Source organism: Streptomyces sp. RKAG337, from assembly GCF_023701715.1.
Classification (GTDB): domain Bacteria; phylum Actinomycetota; class Actinomycetes; order Streptomycetales; family Streptomycetaceae; genus Actinacidiphila.
In genome coordinates, this window is the sequence record NZ_JAJOZA010000001.1 from 3,996,874 (window position 1) to 4,014,318 (window position 17,445).

A 17,445-nucleotide genomic window follows, 5' to 3' on the forward strand; every position below is an offset into this window, starting at 1 on the left:
GTCGGGCCGGCGCCCCGACCTCAGCTTCCCGCCGACCAGACTGATCTGAACTTGAGGAGAGAACCATGAGCACGGACCTCGGAAGGCCGCCGCGGGCAGCTGAGAATCAGGCTTTGGTACAGCAGCGGCTGAAGGAGGCCAGCGAGTCAGGAGGTGTGCGGGAGACACTCACCATCGAATGGCGGGGGCAACCCGTGCATGTCGAGGTCATCGATATGCCTGTCGAGGCGCTGTACTTCAACCCCGGCACCCACCGAATCCGTGCCCAGCGGAGTCATGATTCCGCTGGGGACCGCGGTCTGCGCGCGGACCCGTGGAGCCTGGACAGTCAGGACTACCTGCACCATTTGCTGCAGGCTCTGCCGGCGGACCCGTCGAAGCGCGACCCGGACTTTGACATCCTGCTGGCGAGCCTTCGGGACTTTAAGCAGAACGACCCGGGCCTGATCACTCGTGACGGCATCGTGGTTAACGGCAACACACGACGGGCCGCTCTCAAAGAACTGGGCAGGCCGGACATCCGGATGGGCGTGCTCCCCGAGTCCTGTACTTGGGCTGACATCAATACGGTTGAGCTGTCCCTGCAACTGCGTAAGGACCATCGCCGGGACTACTCGTATATCAACCGGCTGTTGGCAATGGAGGAGCAGATCAACCTTGGCCGCACTCTGGCTGACATAGCGCGTGAATTCCGCTTCAGGCCGGCTACCTGTGAGCAAGACCTGTGGATTCTTCAATGCCTCCGCGACCTGATCGAGCGGAGTCGCGATGGTGAGGCTCAGCTGAGGTTGATGGATTTCGAGGATGATCAGGAGAAACTTCGCGAGCTGTACCGTAAATATAGGAATGAATCTGACATTAACCGGGAGGCGGCTGAGCTAACGAAAGAGTACCGGTCCCTCGCCATCGCGCTGGGCCGGTCCAAGACCGATGTCCGCCTGATCGAGTCGGATTTCCGAGATCGTTACCTTGAACAACGCCTGCCCGAGTCGCTCAAGACCGAGCAGTCAATCACGTCGCCGGTATCGATTCCCGGCTTGGGCAGGTCTGTACAGGGAGCTGGCCACAAAGTTTCTGACGCGAGGGCGCTCACTGACAAAGTCCTCAAGGCCAAGGCGTTGCAGGGTGCCGGCGACCTGATGCCTGCTAGCCGGGTGACAGAGGCATGTCGCACCTACGCGGCGGCGAAGGACGTAATGGAGAGTGCGCTAGAGCCGGCTGGCCGCGATGCTCGTTTCCGCAAGAAGAAGCAGGCGGCGCCCGACCGGCTCAACGAAGCTTGCCTTGATATCGAGCAATGCATCACCGATTTGGTGTTGGCAAGAGCCTCTCGTAGCCTGGAAGAAGAACCATTTGACGAAGCCATCCTCAAATTGCGTGCGAGCCTCCGCAAGCTGGCGGTAGAGGCTGCGCGCAGCATTCCCATGCCCGGCGACGGCCTGGCCTGGCTACTCGATGCTGTACGTAGCGAGGGCTGATGGGCACTGGAAGAGAGCCGTCGTTGCGGATCGCTTTCGATGTGACCCGTACCAAGGCGGTCCTCCGGACAGTACCCGAGCATAAGGATGACCTCGCTAGGTTGGCTGCACGCTTTCCCGGGAGCGGGCACCGCGGATTGCTGTCAGCGGAGATTGCTCTTGATGACTTCCTCGGTGGTCTCGGTGAGCTGGGGTCCTGGTCGGCTCCAGAGAGCGTTGAGTGGGAAGAGGCGCTAGCTGACCTGGTCAGCGGCGTTCTGGATGACGCGGATTCAGTTGAACGCAGTCTTCAAGAGGGTCACGCCAGTGGCGGTTGGCTAGAGCCCCAGGCAGATGATGTTGTTTCGCTGCTGGGGGCGGACTGGCGTGCGGATCTCACGGCCTTTCAGCTCCGCGATATCTCCCAATTGATGGCACTGCGTCACGGTGCAAACTTCAGTGTTCCCGGAGCGGGAAAGACGCGCGTCGCCCTCGCCCTGTTTTCGGCGATGAGAGAGCGAGGCGATGTTCGCCGGATGTTAGTGGTGAGCCCTAAGTCGGCATACGAGGCATGGGAGTACGAGAGCGAGGTGTGCTTCAGCGAGCCGTTGCGTTTCCGCGTCATGGACAAGACGCCCGATCCAGGCGCTGAAGTCCTGGTCGTGAACTACGAGCGCTTGGACCGCTCACTGGTAGGGCTTGCCGCATGGCTCAAGGCTGTTCCGTCGATGGTGATCCTGGACGAGGCGCACCGGATGAAGCTTGGTGCACGAGGTATCTATGGTTCGGCCTGTATGGCTCTCGGTCCGCTGGGCCGCCGGCGTCTGATTCTGACGGGCACGCCCGCTCCTAACGGGGCTAGAGACCTGGAGAACTTGCTGTCCTTCGTCTGGCCCGGCCAGGGACGCAGAGTGGTAACCAACGCCGTGGCGGGGGGAGATCTTGCCTATGCCAGTTCGGTGCTCCGGCCTTTGTTTTCCCGGACTACTAAGAACGAGTTGGGGCTTCCTCGTTTCGTACCGAAGATCCGGTATGTGGAGATGCCGTCCCTGCACCGCGAGATCTATGACGCTCTCGTAGGTCGCTTCTCTGCCCGGGCTGAGGCTGGTCGTGACAACTTCGATGCATTGGGAAAAGCCCTGCTCCGGCTGCTAATGGCTGCCACTAGCCCGGCGCTGCTGCTTGAGGGCGCGAGCAGGTACGAACCGTTGGCCTACCAAGTGCCCCCGTTGGTAATTCCGCCGGGAGACTCACTGTATTCGCTGATGCGGGACCTGCCACGCTACGAGTTGTCCCCGAAATATCAGGAGGCCCTTACCATTGTGGCGGACAACGCCGCGAAGGGCCGCAAGACATTGGTCTGGGCGACCTTCGTGCGGAGCTTGACCACGATGGAGAAATTGTTCGCGGGTTACGGTCCAGCCGTCGTACATGGCGGTACACCCGATCGAAAGGAGCAGCTGCGGCGCTTCCGTGAAGACCCGGACTGTTTTGTGCTGCTATCCAACCCCGCGACTCTTGGTGAAGGGATCAGCCTTCACCAGGTTTGCCACGACGCTGTCTATATCGACCGTGATTTCATGGCTGGTCGATTCCTGCAGAGCCTGGACCGTATCCACCGGCTTGGTCTTGCTCCGGGAACGGAAACCAGAGTCACTGTGCTCGCGGCCCGCGACACTGTCGATGAGATCGTCGCCCTGCGACTCGAGAAGAAGCTTGAGTTCATGGGCCGGATACTCAACGATCCGTCCGTGCAGCAGCTTGGTGACTTGCAGGAGGAAGCATCGATCGCTGGAGGCATGGATATGGCGGATGTCCGCGCCCTGCTAGGCCATATCGATGCTGTCGCAGTGCGGTAACTGAGCGTTCTAGGTGGCGATGCGCTGGTGGTTTAGCTCCGTACAGAGGACGAGGCAAGAGCCGCAAACTATCCACGCACGGCCGTCAGCGCACTCTGGCTGGCCAGAGTCTTGGCGATGCTGCGGCCGACGGCCTCTGCGACGGGTGGTGGGAAGGCGTTGCCCACTTGCCGGTAGGCGGAGGTCTTCCGGCCGGCGAAGGACCAGTCCGGCGGAAATCCCTGGAGTAGAGCCATCTGCGCGACGGTGAGCTTCACGGGCAGGATTGAGCCGGGTGCGGGAGGAGTGTCCGCGACGCTGGAGCCGTTGACCCCGAGTTGGGCCCACGCGTGACGCGCCCGGGAAGGGCCGAGGTCGGGGCCGCCGTGCTTGCGAGAGCCCCCACAGAGAGTGGGTGCGATGCGTTTGGCGGCGTCAGCCCACTGGCTGGCGAGCTCCCAACCCTGGGACGCCATCGACTCGTATAGGACGTGCCCGACTGACGGCGCGGTCTCGGAGCAAGCCGTCGGGTCGGGCCAGCGGAAGGACGAGAACATGTTGGGCCTCATGGCGACCAAGACTGCTCTTGGCCGGAGCTGCGGAACGCCGTAGTCACACGCCCGTAGTAGCCGCCACTCTGCGATGTAGCCCAGGTCTTCCAGACGCTGAAGGATTGTGACTCGGTAGGGGGCAAACTTCCTTTGCATCAAACCCTTCACATTTTCGATCAGGACCGCGTGTGGCTGGAGCACCGCTGCGAGTGACAGGACAGCAGGAAAGAGGTCCCGATCGTCTTCACCCCCGAGCTGCTTCCCGGCCATCGAGAACGGCGGGCACGGGACGCCAGCCGCCAGGAGCCCGACGCCATTGTCTGTTCCAGGTAGGCCGCGAGCATCGAAGGACCGGACATCGGTCTGTACGACGTTCCAGGCGGGGCGATTGGCGCGCAGGGTCTGACAAGCGTCCCCATCCAGCTCGACAAGAGCGGAGTGGACGAACCCCGCTCGTTCTAGCCCCAGTGCCTGACCGCCAGCCCCAGCACAGATCTCTACGCATGTGTTCAGAGCTGGCAGGACAGGGCTGTTGAAGCGACTAGTCATGGGAGTCCTCTCAGTGTTCACTGCGGCGCGGTCCGCATCTCACGCAGCTTGCCGCTAGTTGCCGCGGCAACTAGCGGCAAGCTACGGTTTCACCGCAAAAGGATGACGGGTAGGTCGAATGTTCGAACGGGGACCTGGTGAGCGAAGTGGTACAAGACTGGCGCGACAAAAAGCTCGGCGCCCGGATTAGGGCGGCCTTGTGGCTGCGGGACGAAGTCGGGGAGGGCGGTACGTTCTCGAAGCAGGATCTCCGGGCCGCGGTCCAAGGAAAGGAGCAGGTAGACCGGAGGATGAGGGACCTCCGGCCTGCTGGATGGGTGATCAAGAACTATCGGGACAAGCCGAGCTTGCAGCCCGACGAGCTGTACCTGGAGAAGATCGGCCTTCCGATCTGGGAGAAAGAGCACCGGGCTGCTGGCTTGCGCCAGATCAGTGCGAAGACGCGTCGCTTCGTCTATGAGCGGGACGGTCACATGTGCCGTCGATGTGGGGTCGGAGCGGCGGAGGCGTATCCGGACGACCCGGACTCTCATGCCCGGCTCACGCTGGGGCACGTTAACTCGCACAAATCCGGCAGCGCAGCGAACGCCGAAGACTTGATCACCGAGTGCGCCCGGTGCAACGAAACTGTGCGGCATCTCACCGGGGTGCAGATGGGCCGGGAGCAGGTCTGGGACCGGGTCAAGGAGCTGTCGAGGAAGGACAAGCTGGCGTTGCACGCCTGGATGGCCGGTGATGTGCGCCCGATCACCCCGGTTGAGCAGGCATGGGGCATGTACCGCCAGCTTCCGGCTGCCTTGCGTGACGAGGTCGCAGGCGATCTGCGGGCGCTGCTCCAGGGCTGAGGTGTCTGTGCGCCGGCATTTCGGGCCCCTGGATGCCAGTGCCACTCCCTGGTTGGGTAGCTGGTCGTGCGAAGCTATGTCCGGGCGGCGTTCAGCGCGGCCTCTGCGACGCTTGTATGTCTTTTTGAGCCAAACCAGGAGGAGCCGATGGGTTCCAGCGGTCACCCGCTGACCTCGATTGAGATCTGTGCCGGGGCCGGTGGCCAAGCCGTCGGACTCCACGGGGCCGGCTTCCGGCACGTCGCACTCGTCGAGATCGACAAGCATGCGGTGGAGACTCTGAAGCTCAACGTCAGGAACCGTAAGGGATGGGACTGGGAGAGGAAACACTGCGATGTCCTGCCCATGGACGTTAAGGAATTCGATCCCTTCGTACACATCACGAAGAGCAAGATTGTAGAGGGTGAGCTGAGTCTCCTCGCCGGCGGGGTTCCGTGCCCGCCATTTTCTATCGCGGGGAAGCAGCTCGGCGCAGATGATGAGCGGGATCTTTTCCCGACTATGCTCAATCTGGTGGATAAGCTGCGGCCACAATCAGTGATGATCGAAAATGTCCGTGGCATCCTTGAACCGTTTACTAAATTCAAGAGCTATCGAGATCAAATCGCGGAGCGCCTGAACGATTCAGGGTACGTAGTCTGCGGATGGAAGGTCTTGGAAGCCCGGGACTACGGGGTGCCCCAGCTCCGGCCGCGAGCCATTCTGGTCGCCATTCGTAAAGACTGCTACCGCGGCTTTGGCTGGCCTGACTCAAATGAAAAGCCGCTGGTCACCGTGGCCCAGGCCTTGGCGAAGAGCATGCGCCGACGGTTCGGGGACGACAAGGCCCGATATAAGAAGTGGCACGATCAGGCCAAGCTGGGAACCGTCGCCCCCACCCTGGTAGGTGGATCCAAGAAGCACGGCGGTGCCGACCTCGGCCCCAGCAGAGCCAAGGCCGCGTGGGTAGCATTGGGAGTTGATGGAATGGGCGTGGCCAACGACGAGAAAGATGTCGTTCCCCGCCGAGATCTCCATCGACCTAATGGACCCATGCTCACGGTTGCTCAGGCGGCGATTATCCAGGGATTTCCTGAGGATTGGGAGTTCCATGGCGGTAAGACTGCCCGGTACCGACAGGTGGGGAATGCTTTCCCTGCTCCAGTCGCCGAGGCTGTCGGGCTTAGCATCGCTGAGGCGCTGGGTCGCACTGGACCGGTGCTTCCCGATCCGAATTCGATCCACAAGCACGAGGATGATTCACTCTTCCCGGTGGATTATCTCCCCGCGCAGGAGCCCGGCGCGGCGTTCGCTGACCGTGTCGAAGATCGTGAGCGCGCACTCGTTAGGTGACTCGTGCTCCCAGAAGCGAAGCACGGTCCAGCCTGCCGCGCGCAGTTGCTCGTCGGTATCCCGGTCGCGGGCGACGTTCCCGGAGACCTTGCCTGACCAGTAGCCGGGGTTGGTCTTGGGCGGGACGTAGTGCTCTGGGCAACCGTGCCAATAACAGCCGTCGATGAAGACGGCGACCTTCGTCGGCCGGAAGACGATGTCCGCCGTCCGGCGAAGGGCTGGCAGGGGCCTGGCCGCGACGCGATAGCGGAGTCCCTGTGCGTGGAGCAGTTGTCGAACCAGGCACTCCGGCTTCGTGTCGCGGCTGCGGATGGCCTGCATATTCCTGCGGATAGCGGGGGACGAAGCCCAGGATCCCTCGGGCGGCGTCCAGGGCGCTGCGCCAGACACGGCTACCTCCGCACTTCCCTGTCAGTCGTTCGTCTTCTCAGTGTGCTTGGGGAGATGCGGGGCTACGCACTCGGGGTCGTTGTCATCGGCTAGGACCCAGAACGTTCCGTCCAGAAGAACCTTCGGGCGGCCGGCGTGGAGTGGCATCGCTTCTGCAACCCTGAAGCTGACAAGCTCTCCTGCCTGGGGTACCGGACCTCCGAGGGTTCGTACGACTGCCTGGTGGCTGCCGTAGTGGCCCGCGATGAGAATTCCCTCTCCGCGCAGAACTGTGCGTGCCCTGCCCTTTGCTTCCCGAATCCGGGCCATGTAGTCACTCTGCTGAGCCACGGTACGCACCACCCCTCGGCCGATCAGGCGCATCTGGACACGGCGGAAGAGCTCGTTAACCCGGCCTTGGCCAGAGGCCTTGCTGAGGATATCGTTCCGCATTGAGGCATTGAGATGCAGGAGTACGTTTTCGGGCAGTTGGGCGTCTCGCCAGAGCCAGTATATCTTGTTGCGGTGTTCGGCCTTAATGGTTGTCTTAAGATCGCGATTTTCTCCACCGTTCAACAATTGTCGCTGGATGCGGAGAAGGCCTGCGCTCCATCGGCTCGTATAGTCATCGGCCCAAACGAGGAGGCAGAGATGACCCGTTGCCTCTGGAGGGATCATCCATTTTCCGAAGTCCTGAGAGTATTTGCAGTCGACATCGGAACCTGCGATCTTGTAGTCCATTTCAGTTCCATCTTCGAACTGAAAATCCCGCTGGAGGTTGATCTCTACGATCGTGCCGGCGTGTGTCTTCTCGGTTTTGAGAAGGCTCTGCCAGTCGTAACGTCCAGTGGCCTCTCCATTGAGAAGCTGATCGATCGAGTCCCGTAGTACTCTTCCGAAGCGTCTCCCTTCTGGGTCGAGACCCATCAATTTATCTCGCACGGCCATGAGTTCGATGTCCTGGGCTGTGATCGCAGCAGCGGAGACATTTGTAGCGGCCGAGTAGTCCAAGGGCAGCAAGGCTGTACCTCTGTTAGAGAGATCGAAGGTCCGGGCAGTTGGTCCGTGCAGTCTGGCAGTTGAACCGGCTGCAGGGCATCCGCACGGGTGATTCGATACTCAGCTGGCGAAGAAGAGGCCGAATTGCTATGGGTAGTGCACACGGCTGGGCCTGGGAGGCAGGGATCGGCAATGACTGGTGCTGCGTAGCGGTTTCGCGGGGCTGGAGTTGTCAGCCGCGTGAGGCGCTGGGCCTGAACGATCGTACGGATGCGGGCGAATCCGGTGTGACGGCTGATGGCTATGCGGTGCCCGGGCGGCCGCAGTGTTCTGCGTACGGGACCGGGGCGCCGCACCAGCAAGGGGTGTTGCGGGGTGGGGGCCAGGGGGTGGCGTGGCCGCGGGCGGCCAGGGAGGTGGCGTAGGCCGCGGGGAGGGATGGGGTGGCCGGCGGGAGGGTCTGGGTGCGGGCGTAGGCCTCGTACGTGGGGAGGGTGGCCGTGACGACGCCGAGGAACGGGGCGCCCGTCGCCGAGAGGGCGTGCAGGGCCTGTTCCACGCTGCGCAGGTGCTCGGGGTAGCTGCCGTAGTCGGCGGCGAAGACCGGGTACCGGGTGAGCAGCGCGATGAGTTCGGCCTCGGGCCAGTACAGGACCGCCAGCGGGTAGGGGCGGGACAGGGCGGCCCGGTGGTCGGCGAGTTCGGTGCGGAGGCGTTCGATCTCGCGGCGGACCTCGGCGGGGTCGTCGGAGCCCAGGGACCAGAGGCGTTTGGGGTCGTGCAGCTCGTCGAGGGGGACCGGGGCGCTGTGGACGTAGTCGGCGAGGTGGTCGCGGTCGTCGTGGGACTCGCCGAGGAGCCGGCGGACGCGGTGCCGGGTGATGAGGATCCTGCGGGCCTCGTACGTGACCTCGTCGGGGGTGAGGAAGTGGTCGGTGGCGTCCTCGAACCAGGCGGCGGCGGCCGGCAGGTCGTCGTGGACCTCGAAGGTCTCGCCGATGATCTGCCACGGCGGCAGGCTCGCCGGGGCCTGCGCGCGGACCGCGACGGCGAGCTCGCGGGCCTGCTGCTCGGCGCCGGTGTCCCACAGGGCGGCGGCCTTGAGCGCCTGGACGAGGGCGGGGTCCGAGACGGGGTCCGAGGCGGGGTCGAGGAGTTCGTCGTAGAGGGGCAGGGCCTCGGCCGGGCGCTCGGCGAGGATCCACTGCGCGGCGGCGGCGAGAAGCAGCTCCTCGCGGTCGTCGGGGTGCTCGGGGACTTTCCGCAGGAGCCGCTCGGCCTCGGCGGCATGTTCGCGCTGCTCGGACATGGTTGGACGCTACTGCGATGTGCCGTCGCAGGCCAGGGTGCGGGTGGGGCGCGGGCCGGGCGCAGGGGAGCGTCGCGTGGGTCAGATGTTCTGGCCGCCGTACGGGGGCGGTTGCCGGGCGTACGGCCGGCCGCAGAGCGGCGGTCCGGCTTGCTGCAGTCCGTAGTTGCCGGCCGTACCGGCCGCAATGGCGTTTGCGGATACGGCCCGTACGGCTGTTGCCGCTGTGTCCGGGGTGCCCATTCTGGATGTGGGGACGTGGTTGGTGCCCGACCGCTCAGCCCATGCTGGGGTAAGTGCGCATTTCACTGGTGTCGATGGTCCAGGGGCCGACGGTGATCGGCTCGCCGAAGGTGGAATCGTGACGGCCTCGGTAGCGGGGGCCGGCAGATCCGGGGCCGGGATCGGAAAAGACGGCGATCGTGCCCTTGCGGGGGTCAACGAGCAGATAGAGCTCGATGCCCATGGCCGAGTAGTCGTGCACCTTCTCGACGTAGTCGTTGGAGTGATTCGAAGGAGGGACCACTTCGGCGACGAGCGCGACATCGCGGGGATGGAAGGGGTCCATCGTGTCTTCGGCGAAGACGGCCAGAGGAACGACGATCACATCGGGGCGGCGCAGCGTACCGAGTGAGGCATCCTCGACTTCCCCACCGGTGTGGGCGACCAGGGCTGGGTCCAGTTGCTGGTCGAGTTGCTGGCGGATCCGCAGCGCGATGAACTCGTGAGGCCTGGACGGCGACATCGTCATGACAATTTCGTCGCCGCTGATCTCAAAGCCGCGCACGGTGTCAGGAGTGTGCTCGGAGAGGCCCTCTGCGATGGCACGGATGCGGGCGTAGTCCATGCCCTCATTCTCCTACGGCCGGGACGGCCGCAGTGCTCGCTGTATGTCGTGGTTGTGCCATCCGCGGCAGCAGTTCCCTGCTGTCGCCGGGCGCGGGCCGGGCGCAGGGGAGCGTCGCGTGGGTCAGATGTTCTGGCCGCCGTACGGGGGCGGTTGCCGGCCGTACGGCTGGGGGAGGAAGGGCTGCGGCCCGGGGGAGGCAGGTCCGGTGGAGGCGGGCCCGGAGGGCTGGGGTCCGAGGTGCTGGGGCCCGTAGGGCTGCTGGCCGTAGTGCTGGCCGTACTGGCGTTGCGGATACGGCCCGTACGGCTGTTGCTGCCACTGGCCCCACGCCGGCGGCACCGCCGGGCGGGTCGCCCAGGCGGCGTGGGTGAGGGCGGGCTGGGCGACGTCCTTGCGCTGCCAGAGGTGGTGGAGGAGCTCCTGCTCACGGGCCACGAAGTGCGGCCCGGCGGTGCCGCGGGCGGCGGCGGCGCGGAGGAAGGCGAGATGGGTCGCGAAGGCGATGTACTCGCGGACGGTGCGGGCCGCCGCGTCGCCGTGCGCGCGGCGGGCGGCGGAACGGGCCACGCTGCGGGCCTTCATCGAGGCGAGGGCGACGGGTTCCGGCGGGGTCAGCCAGCCGGCCATCGCGTAGACCGGCAGCTGGGCGCGGATCAGCCCCAGTTCCTTCGACCTCGACCAGATGGCGAGCCACACCACGAGCGCGAACACCGGGATCATGATCGCGCCGTACATCGCCAGGAAGCCGAGCGGGGCGAGTGACGCCGAGCTGTTCCAGACGCCGTGCAGGAGCATCGCGAGCAGCCAGCCGCCGATCGGGGCGAGCCAGCGCCAGGGGCGGCCGGGCCGGGTCATGGCGGCGATGGCGAAGCCGGTGCCGGTCATCGCGGTGAAGAGCGGGTGCGCGAACGGCGTCATCACGACCCGGACGAAGAAGGTCGCCGCGGTGGAGGACTGCAGGCCGGAGGAGCCGTAGGCCTGGTCCTCACCGAAGGCCGAGCCCAGGTACAGGATGTTCTCGGTGAAGGCGAAGCCGGTGGCGGTGAGGCCGGCCACCACGATGCCGTCGACGATGCTCTCGAAGTGCCGGCGCCGGAAGAGGAACAGCAGCAGGATCGCGGCGCCCTTGGCCGTCTCCTCGACCAGCGGGGCGACGAAGGTCGCGCCCCAGGTGTCGGTCTGGGACGGGCTCGCGGTGAAGGTCGTCGCGAGGAGCTCGGTGGCGTACTCGTTCGCCAGTATCGCCACCAGGGTCGCGGCGCACGCGCCCCAGGCGAAGGCGAAGACCAGGTTCTTCCACGGACTCGGCTCGACCCGGTCGAGCCAGATGAACGCCCAGATCAGCACCGGCACCGGCAGGATCGACAGGGCGAGGCCGACGAAGAACCCCTCCGTCCCTATCTGCTGTCGCACCAGCGCGAGGATGATCACGCCGCACAGCGCGAGCAGGGTGAAGAGAGCTCCGGCGCGTACCGCCTTGCTCTCCCAGAAGGCGCGGCGCGGCTTGTAGTGCCACTGGTCCGGAGTGGTCGGGACGGTGGCGAACTCGGGCGCCTTCTGCGCGTGCTCTGGGTACTCGGGGACCGGGTGGTTCGAGGAGTCGGGCGAATGCGAGTACGAGGACACCAGTCGACAGTACGGGGGGATGGAGGGTGTGCGCGATGCCCTTCCCCATACGTCTTCCGCTGCGACCGGATCCGATCGTTCCGGATTCCGCTTAGCCCGGGGCCGGCTCCCAGCGGTAGCCGGGGGCAGGGCTTAGCGGCGCGTGAACAGCAGGTCGTGGACGATGTGGTCCTTGGCCAGTCCCTGGCGCTCGAACTTGGTCATGGGGCGGAAATCGGGGCGGGGGGCGTAGCCGTCGCCGTACTGGTTGGTGAAGTCCTGGCTGCCGGAAAGCACCTCCAGCATCTGTTCCGCATACGGTTCCCAGTCGGTCGCGCAGTGCAGGGTCGCGCCGGGGCGGAGGAGCGGCGCCACCAGCGCCAGGAACTCGGGCTGGATCATCCGGCGCTTGTGGTGCTTGGCCTTGGGCCACGGGTCCGGGAAGTAGATCCGCAGACCCGAGAGGGACTCGGGCGGGAGCATGTCGCGGAGCAGCACGATCGCGTCGCCGTTGGCGACCCGGACGTTCGTCAGGCCGTACTGGTCGGCCAGATTGAGCAGATTGCCCTGGCCGGGGGTGTGCACGTCGACGGCCAGAATGCCGGTGGCCGGGTCGTCGGCGGCCATCCGCGCGGTGGCGTCACCCATCCCGAAACCGATCTCCAGGACGATCGGCAGGCCCGGGTCCCCGAAGAGCTTGCCCAGGTCGAGGGGGGAGCCGTCCAGCTCCACACCCCACTCCGCCCAGTGCCGCTCCAGCGCGCCGGCCTGCGCGTCGGTCACCCGGCCGCGGCGGGCGTGGAACGTCCGGATGCGGTGCTCCTCACGCGAGCCCGCCGGGTCCGGCGCCGGACCGTCGGGGAACTTCGCGGGCCGGGCGGCGGGGCGGGCGCCGGGCCGGGTGACGGGCTGGGCGAGGGGCCGACCGGAGGCGGGTGCCGCGGCCGGAGCCGCGGGCTCGGCGGCCGCGGCCGGTATGGCCAAGGCGACGGGCTCGGCGTGCGCGGCAGGAACCAGGGACTCGGCCGCGGGGGTGCTGGGGGGCGTGGGTGAACTAGACACGATGGGGCTAATTCTACGGGCGGGTGGAAGCACCCCCGCCCGGCCGGCTGCTCCGGACCGGGGGCGGTCGTCAGCCTCGGGGGTCCGGAGCCCCAGCCCGGACCCCTGGCCTGGAGCCGCCTGCCCGGACCCCGGGCTGAGCTGCCCGAGCTCGCGACCCGGCTACGCCGTCTGCAGGGTGGCCAGCGCCGACAGGGCCCGGCGGGCCACTTCGCGCCCGATCGGGAGGGACGCCGTCGCGGCCGGCGAGGGCGCGTTGAGGACGTGGACGAAGGGGCCTGAGCCGCCGAACAGGAAATCGTCGACGAGGGTGCCGTCACGGAGCACCGCCTGGGCGCGGACCCCGGAGGGCGCCGGTATCAGGTCGGACGGGCGGAGCGCGGGCAGCAGGCGCTGCGCGGCGGCGGTGAAGGCGCGCTTGGACAGCGAGCGGTGGATCTCGCCGATCTCGTACCGCCAGTGACGGCGGGCGATCCGCCACGTGCCGGGGTAGCCGGCGACCTCCGCCAGGTCCCGGGCGCGGAACGTGCGGCGGTGGTAGCCCTCGCGGGCCATCGCCGGGACCGCGTTGGGGCCGAGGTGCACCCCGCCGTGCACATCCCGGGTGAGGTGGACGCCGAGGAAGGGGAAGGCCGGGTCGGGGACCGGGTAGACCAGGCCGCGGACGAGGCCGGTACGGGACGGCTTCAGCTCGTAGTACTCGCCGCGGAAGGGGACGATGCGCATCCCGGGCTCGTCGCCCGCGAGGCGGGCCACGCGGTCGCAGTGCAGACCCGCGCAGTTCACGAGGGTCTTCGTACGGATCTCGCCGGTGGTGGACTCGACGACGATCCCGGTGCCGTCCGGCCCGGAGCCGCGGGTCCGGGTGATCGCGCGGACCTCGGCGCCGTACTGGATCCTGGCGCCCGCGTCGGTGGCGAGCCGGGCCATGGTCGCGGCCACCGCGCCGTAGTCGCAGATGCCGGTGGAGCCGACGTGGATGGCGGCCAGGCCGGCCGCCTGCGGTTCGTACTCCTGGATCTGGGCGGGGCCCAGCTCGCGCACCGCGATGCCGTGCTCCCGGCCGCGCTGGACCAGGGCATGCAGCCGGGGCAGCTCGTCCCGCTCCGTCGCGACGATGAGCTTGCCGGTGATCTCGTGCGCGATGTCGTGCTCCGCGCAGAACTTCGCCATCTCGGCGGAGCCCTGGAGGGCGTAGCGCGCCTTGAGCGACCCCGGGGGTAGTAGATCCCGCTGTGGATCACTCCGCTGTTGCGGCCGGTCTGGTGCCGGGCCGGGCCGGGCTCCTTCTCCAGGACCGTCACCCGCGTGCCCGGCGCCGCACGGGTCAGCGCGTAGGCCGTGGACAGGCCGACGATGCCCGCCCCGATGACGACGACATCGTTCACATCATCGGCGTACGGTCCCATGCCACCTCCCCGGCTCCGCGCTTCTGACCGGACGGCCAGTCGCCCCCATCATGGGCCCCCATCATGAGTCCCCTTCATGAAGCCCCCGCCATGACGCCATGAAGTCCTCGACCTGAAGACATCCCCATCATGAACTGGCCCACTGACAATCGTCGCAAACCCTTGCGGGGCAAGGTGTGTGACCCCGTGGACGCAGTCCGTGGACCGCACAGGCGGTCCACGGGCGGCTCACGGGCGGCTCACGAGTTCCTGAGCTCCCGAACTCACGACGGCTGCAGGTACAGCTACAGCTACGACTACGGCTCCCGCGACGACCGCAGCTACTGCTACAGCGACCGCAGCCACGGCATCGGCTACGGCATCGGCTTCACCTTCGGCCACGGCATCGGCTACGGCATCGGCTTCACCTTCGGCCACGGCATCGGCTACGGCATCGGCTTCACCTTCGGCCACGGCATCGGCTACGGCATCGGCTTCACCTTCGGCCACGGCATCGGTTACGCCTAGGGCGGCATCACGCCGGCGCCGCCAGCAGCGGCCGGGCCCGTTCCCGCAGCTCGACGACCCGCGGTTCGTTGCCGTACGGCTCCAGCCGGTGCAGCAGATCGCGGACGTACTCCGTCGTGCGCGCCGACGAGATGCGGCCGGCGACCTCGACGGCCTTGGTCCCCGCGGCGCAGGCGGCGTCCAGGTTCCCCGACTCGAGTTCGGCGACGGCCGACACGACGAGGCGCAGTCCGTGCGAGCGGACGTACTCCTCCGTGGGCCGGGCCAGCGCCTGCTCGGTGAAACGCTGCACCTGGCGGGGTACCCGCAGGTCGCGGTAGCACTCGGCGGCGTCGGCGGCGAGCCGGTCGTAGGAGTAGAAGCCGAGCCAGGCGGGATCGGCGTCGCCGTCCCGGGAGCGCTCCAGCCAGGACTCGGCCGCCGCGAGGGACGTGGCGCACGCGGCGGCTTCGCCGGCCTTGGCGTGGGCGCGGGCCTCGACGAGCTGGAAGAAGCTCATCGTGCGGGCGGTGGCCAGACCGCGGTTGCGTTCCAGGGCGGCCTGGGCGAGGTCGACGCCCTCGTCGGCGAAGTTCCGGTACGTGGCCTGCAGGGACATCGACGCCAGGACGTAGCCGCCCAGGGGGACGTCGGCCGCCGCGCGGGCCAGCCGCAGGGCCTGGATGTAGTAGCGCTGCGCGGCCTCCTGCTGGCCGGTGTCGAAGGCCATCCAGCCGGCGAGCCGGGTGAGTTCCGCGGTGGCGCCGAAGAGCGAGCGGCCGACCTCGTCGCTGTACGAGCCGAGCAGCAGCGGCGCCGCCTCGACCCGCAGGCATTCGGGGACCATGCCGGAGCGCCAGTCGCCGCCGCCGTACTTCGAGTCCCAGCGGCGGGCGTCGTCCGCGGCCTCGCGCAGCTTCGCCACGTCCGAGTGCCCGACGTGGGCGGTGCCGGGCGCGGGGGCGTCACGGGCCACCAGGGCGTCGGCGGGGGTGATCAGCCAGCGCGAGGCGGGGGTCACGTACGCGCTGACCGCGAAGGAGCCCGCCAGGCTCTGCCAGATGCCGGTGCCGCCGGGGCCGCGGCGGCCGGCGAGGTCGAGCCGCCACAGGTCGGTGGCGGACTTCACCGCCTCGCCGACGTCGCGCGGGAAGGCGAGCCCGACCTCGGGCGCCGGATCGGCGTCCGCGAGCCCGATCTCGTGCAGCGGGACGGGACGGCCGAGCTTGCTGCCTATGGCCGCGGCGATGAGGTGCGGTGCGGCGCCCTGCGGCACCATGCCCTTGCTGACCCAGCGGGCCACCGAGGTCTTGTCGTAGCGGAGGGTCAGGCCCCGTTGCGCGCCCAGGTCGTTGACCCGGCGGGCGAGGCCCGCGTTACTGATGGCGGCCAGGGCGAGCAGGGTGCCGAGTTTTTCGTTCGGCCCGCGATGTTCCTTGTTCACTGCGGTTCACCTCGCGATGCCGCTGGGGGCAGGCCGGACGGCCTGGTTGTCTCTCGGGGGGGCGGTGCTGACGGGAACCCGGGTGTGCACCCGGTTCGGTACTCGGTCCGGTACCCGGCTCGGCAGCTGGATCGGTATCCGGTTCGGTATCCGGTTCGGTACCCAGACGTGGGACCGAGGGGGGATTCGGGCGAGAACTCGTGCGAGAACGGGGGGCGGCGGAAGCTGCCTCCCGGGAGAGCACAGCATGGCCACTCCTCGTCGGACGCACCGGCAGGACCGGGCGCACCGGGCGCGACGGCCGTTCCCGGCGAGCCGGTCGGGCCGGACGGGCGGGTCGCTCTGGTCGGGTGGGTCGCTCTGGTCGGACCGGATGAGCCTGGAGCATCGGATGAGCCCGGGGTATCGGATGGGACCCGGGTATCGGATGGGCGCGGGGCATCGGATGAGCCCGGGGTATCGGATGGGCGCGGGGCATCGGATGGGCCGGGTGGGCCCGGTGGTCCCGGTGGTGCCGAGGCATCGGGTAAGCCGGAGATGTCGGCCGGGCCGGGGCTGCCGCGGGTGCCGGGGGTGTCGACCGGGCCGGGAACATCGGCCGGGCCGGCTGTGTCGGACGCGCCGGGGATGCCGGACGCGCCGGCCCGTCCGGACACGCGAGGGCCGCGCACGTGGACCACGCCCTTGCCACCCCCTCGACACAAAGAACGGCCGCCCCAGCCCCTCTTGTAGAGGCTGTGATGTCTGTGGAGCCCGATTCGGCCAATGTCGCGGACAAACCGGGCCCCGAGATGCCGGGGCGTTCGCTACTCGGGTACACCCAGCGTAGTTCGCCGCATCCCGACCGTTAAGAGGCCTGTCCCGGATGGCGAGATTGCAGCCCCCAAAAAGTGCCCGTGCTCCCGGTATATGTGGCTGTGCGCCCGCCCGTGCGCTCTTTGCGGTCCTGATCAGGCGCGCTTCCATGGACGGGTGGGTCGGCCCGTGGCCTCGACAAGCGGCAATGGCAAGAGACGGCGGGCCAGGGGGCTCCGCCGCCACAATCCCCGCGGGCGGCGGACCGGTCCGGGAGGCGTGCGGACGCCTCCCGGACTGTTGTTTTTATGCGGCGTATGTCCCGTAAATGCGCCCGCTCGACCACAGATCCGGCGACCGGCATATCAACTCCGGCATGTGCCAGCCACTTTGGCGTGAAACCGACGTTTGGCTTCACGCGGACGACCCGGCGCTCCTCCCTGCGCCCATGCGCCTCCTTGTGCGCCGTGCCATGGCAGCATGTTCCTCAGGCGGAGCGGCAGTTCGCATGCCGCACAGCCAGTGGTCCACAGCCTGTGGAGGCG

General features: G+C 67.3%; 13 protein-coding genes and 1 pseudogene. 5 read left to right on the top strand and 9 right to left on the bottom strand.

Annotated features, from left to right (window positions below; genetic code table 11):
* Nucleotides 1-65 precede the first annotated feature (65 nt).
* A complete protein-coding gene (locus LNW73_RS17830; RefSeq protein WP_250990576.1) occupies nucleotides 66-1,478 on the top strand; it encodes a transcriptional regulator in 1,413 nt (470 codons plus the stop codon).
* Nucleotides 1,478-3,316 carry a DEAD/DEAH box helicase gene (locus LNW73_RS17835; protein ID WP_250990577.1) on the top strand — a complete coding sequence of 613 codons (1,839 nt, stop codon included), beginning with the start codon at nucleotides 1,478-1,480 and terminating at the stop codon, nucleotides 3,314-3,316. The genes LNW73_RS17830 and LNW73_RS17835 overlap by 1 nt, the downstream gene beginning before the upstream one ends.
* A gap of 68 nt (nucleotides 3,317-3,384) precedes the next feature.
* Here LNW73_RS17835 and LNW73_RS36015 read toward each other — a convergent pair whose 3' ends face one another.
* Nucleotides 3,385-4,395 carry a DNA cytosine methyltransferase gene (locus LNW73_RS36015; protein ID WP_285391236.1) on the bottom strand — a complete coding sequence of 337 codons (1,011 nt, stop codon included), beginning with the start codon at nucleotides 4,393-4,395 and terminating at the stop codon, nucleotides 3,385-3,387.
* Between the two features lie 137 nt (nucleotides 4,396-4,532).
* On the opposite strand from LNW73_RS36015, the gene LNW73_RS17850 reads away from it, so the two are divergent.
* Nucleotides 4,533-5,240, top strand: a complete 708-nt coding sequence (locus LNW73_RS17850) for an HNH endonuclease (protein WP_250990578.1) — start codon at nucleotides 4,533-4,535, stop codon at nucleotides 5,238-5,240.
* Between the two features lie 147 nt (nucleotides 5,241-5,387).
* Nucleotides 5,388-6,572: a DNA cytosine methyltransferase gene (locus LNW73_RS17855; protein ID WP_250992950.1), complete on the top strand. Its 1,185-nt coding sequence runs from the start codon at nucleotides 5,388-5,390 to the stop codon at nucleotides 6,570-6,572.
* On the opposite strand, the gene LNW73_RS17860 is transcribed toward LNW73_RS17855, so the two are convergent.
* The 7 genes and pseudogenes from LNW73_RS17860 to lhgO form a co-directional block, all read right to left on the bottom strand.
* A complete protein-coding gene (locus tag LNW73_RS17860) occupies nucleotides 6,480-6,905 on the bottom strand; it encodes a very short patch repair endonuclease (RefSeq protein ID WP_308407793.1) in 426 nt (141 codons plus the stop codon). The two genes, LNW73_RS17855 and LNW73_RS17860, sit on opposite strands and share 93 nt — an antisense overlap.
* Before the next feature lie 78 nt (nucleotides 6,906-6,983).
* Nucleotides 6,984-7,952 carry a NaeI family type II restriction endonuclease gene (locus LNW73_RS17865; RefSeq protein ID WP_308407682.1) on the bottom strand — a complete coding sequence of 323 codons (969 nt, stop codon included), beginning with the start codon at nucleotides 7,950-7,952 and terminating at the stop codon, nucleotides 6,984-6,986.
* A gap of 289 nt (nucleotides 7,953-8,241) precedes the next feature.
* Nucleotides 8,242-9,249: a tetratricopeptide repeat protein gene (locus LNW73_RS17870; RefSeq protein WP_250990581.1), complete on the bottom strand. Its 1,008-nt coding sequence runs from the start codon at nucleotides 9,247-9,249 to the stop codon at nucleotides 8,242-8,244.
* A 277-nt stretch (nucleotides 9,250-9,526) separates the two neighbouring features.
* Complete coding sequence (locus LNW73_RS17875; protein ID WP_250990582.1) at nucleotides 9,527-10,096, bottom strand: Uma2 family endonuclease; 570 nt, start codon at nucleotides 10,094-10,096, stop codon at nucleotides 9,527-9,529.
* A gap of 123 nt (nucleotides 10,097-10,219) precedes the next feature.
* Nucleotides 10,220-11,725, bottom strand: coding sequence for a PrsW family intramembrane metalloprotease (locus LNW73_RS17880; protein WP_250990583.1), 1,506 nt, complete (start codon nucleotides 11,723-11,725; stop codon nucleotides 10,220-10,222).
* A 132-nt stretch (nucleotides 11,726-11,857) separates the two neighbouring features.
* A complete protein-coding gene (trmB, locus tag LNW73_RS17885) occupies nucleotides 11,858-12,766 on the bottom strand; it encodes a tRNA (guanosine(46)-N7)-methyltransferase TrmB (protein ID WP_250990584.1) in 909 nt (302 codons plus the stop codon).
* 162 nt (nucleotides 12,767-12,928) lie between these two features.
* A pseudogene (lhgO, locus tag LNW73_RS17890) lies at nucleotides 12,929-14,175 on the bottom strand (L-2-hydroxyglutarate oxidase).
* 186 nt (nucleotides 14,176-14,361) lie between these two features.
* Here lhgO and LNW73_RS17895 point away from each other — a divergent pair.
* The gene (locus LNW73_RS17895) at nucleotides 14,362-14,682 is read left to right on the top strand and encodes a hypothetical protein (RefSeq protein WP_250990585.1); all 321 of its coding nucleotides are present in this window, start codon (nucleotides 14,362-14,364) and stop codon (nucleotides 14,680-14,682) included.
* A 7-nt stretch (nucleotides 14,683-14,689) separates the two neighbouring features.
* Here LNW73_RS17895 and LNW73_RS17900 read toward each other — a convergent pair whose 3' ends face one another.
* Nucleotides 14,690-16,105 carry an MFS transporter gene (locus tag LNW73_RS17900; protein ID WP_250976505.1) on the bottom strand — a complete coding sequence of 472 codons (1,416 nt, stop codon included), beginning with the start codon at nucleotides 16,103-16,105 and terminating at the stop codon, nucleotides 14,690-14,692.
* Nucleotides 16,106-17,445 lie beyond the last annotated feature (1,340 nt).

Coding starts and splice junctions, on each gene's coding strand:
- LNW73_RS17875 (WP_250990582.1), bottom strand. CDS start 10,096: ATGGACTACGCCCGCATCCGTGCCATCGCAGAGGGCCTCTCCGAGCAC.
- LNW73_RS17870 (WP_250990581.1), bottom strand. CDS start 9,249: ATGTCCGAGCAGCGCGAACATGCCGCCGAGGCCGAGCGGCTCCTGCGG.
- LNW73_RS17855 (WP_250992950.1), top strand. CDS start 5,388: ATGGGTTCCAGCGGTCACCCGCTGACCTCGATTGAGATCTGTGCCGGG.
- LNW73_RS17835 (WP_250990577.1), top strand. CDS start 1,478: ATGGGCACTGGAAGAGAGCCGTCGTTGCGGATCGCTTTCGATGTGACC.
- LNW73_RS17830 (WP_250990576.1), top strand. CDS start 66: ATGAGCACGGACCTCGGAAGGCCGCCGCGGGCAGCTGAGAATCAGGCT.
- LNW73_RS36015 (WP_285391236.1), bottom strand. CDS start 4,395: ATGACTAGTCGCTTCAACAGCCCTGTCCTGCCAGCTCTGAACACATGC.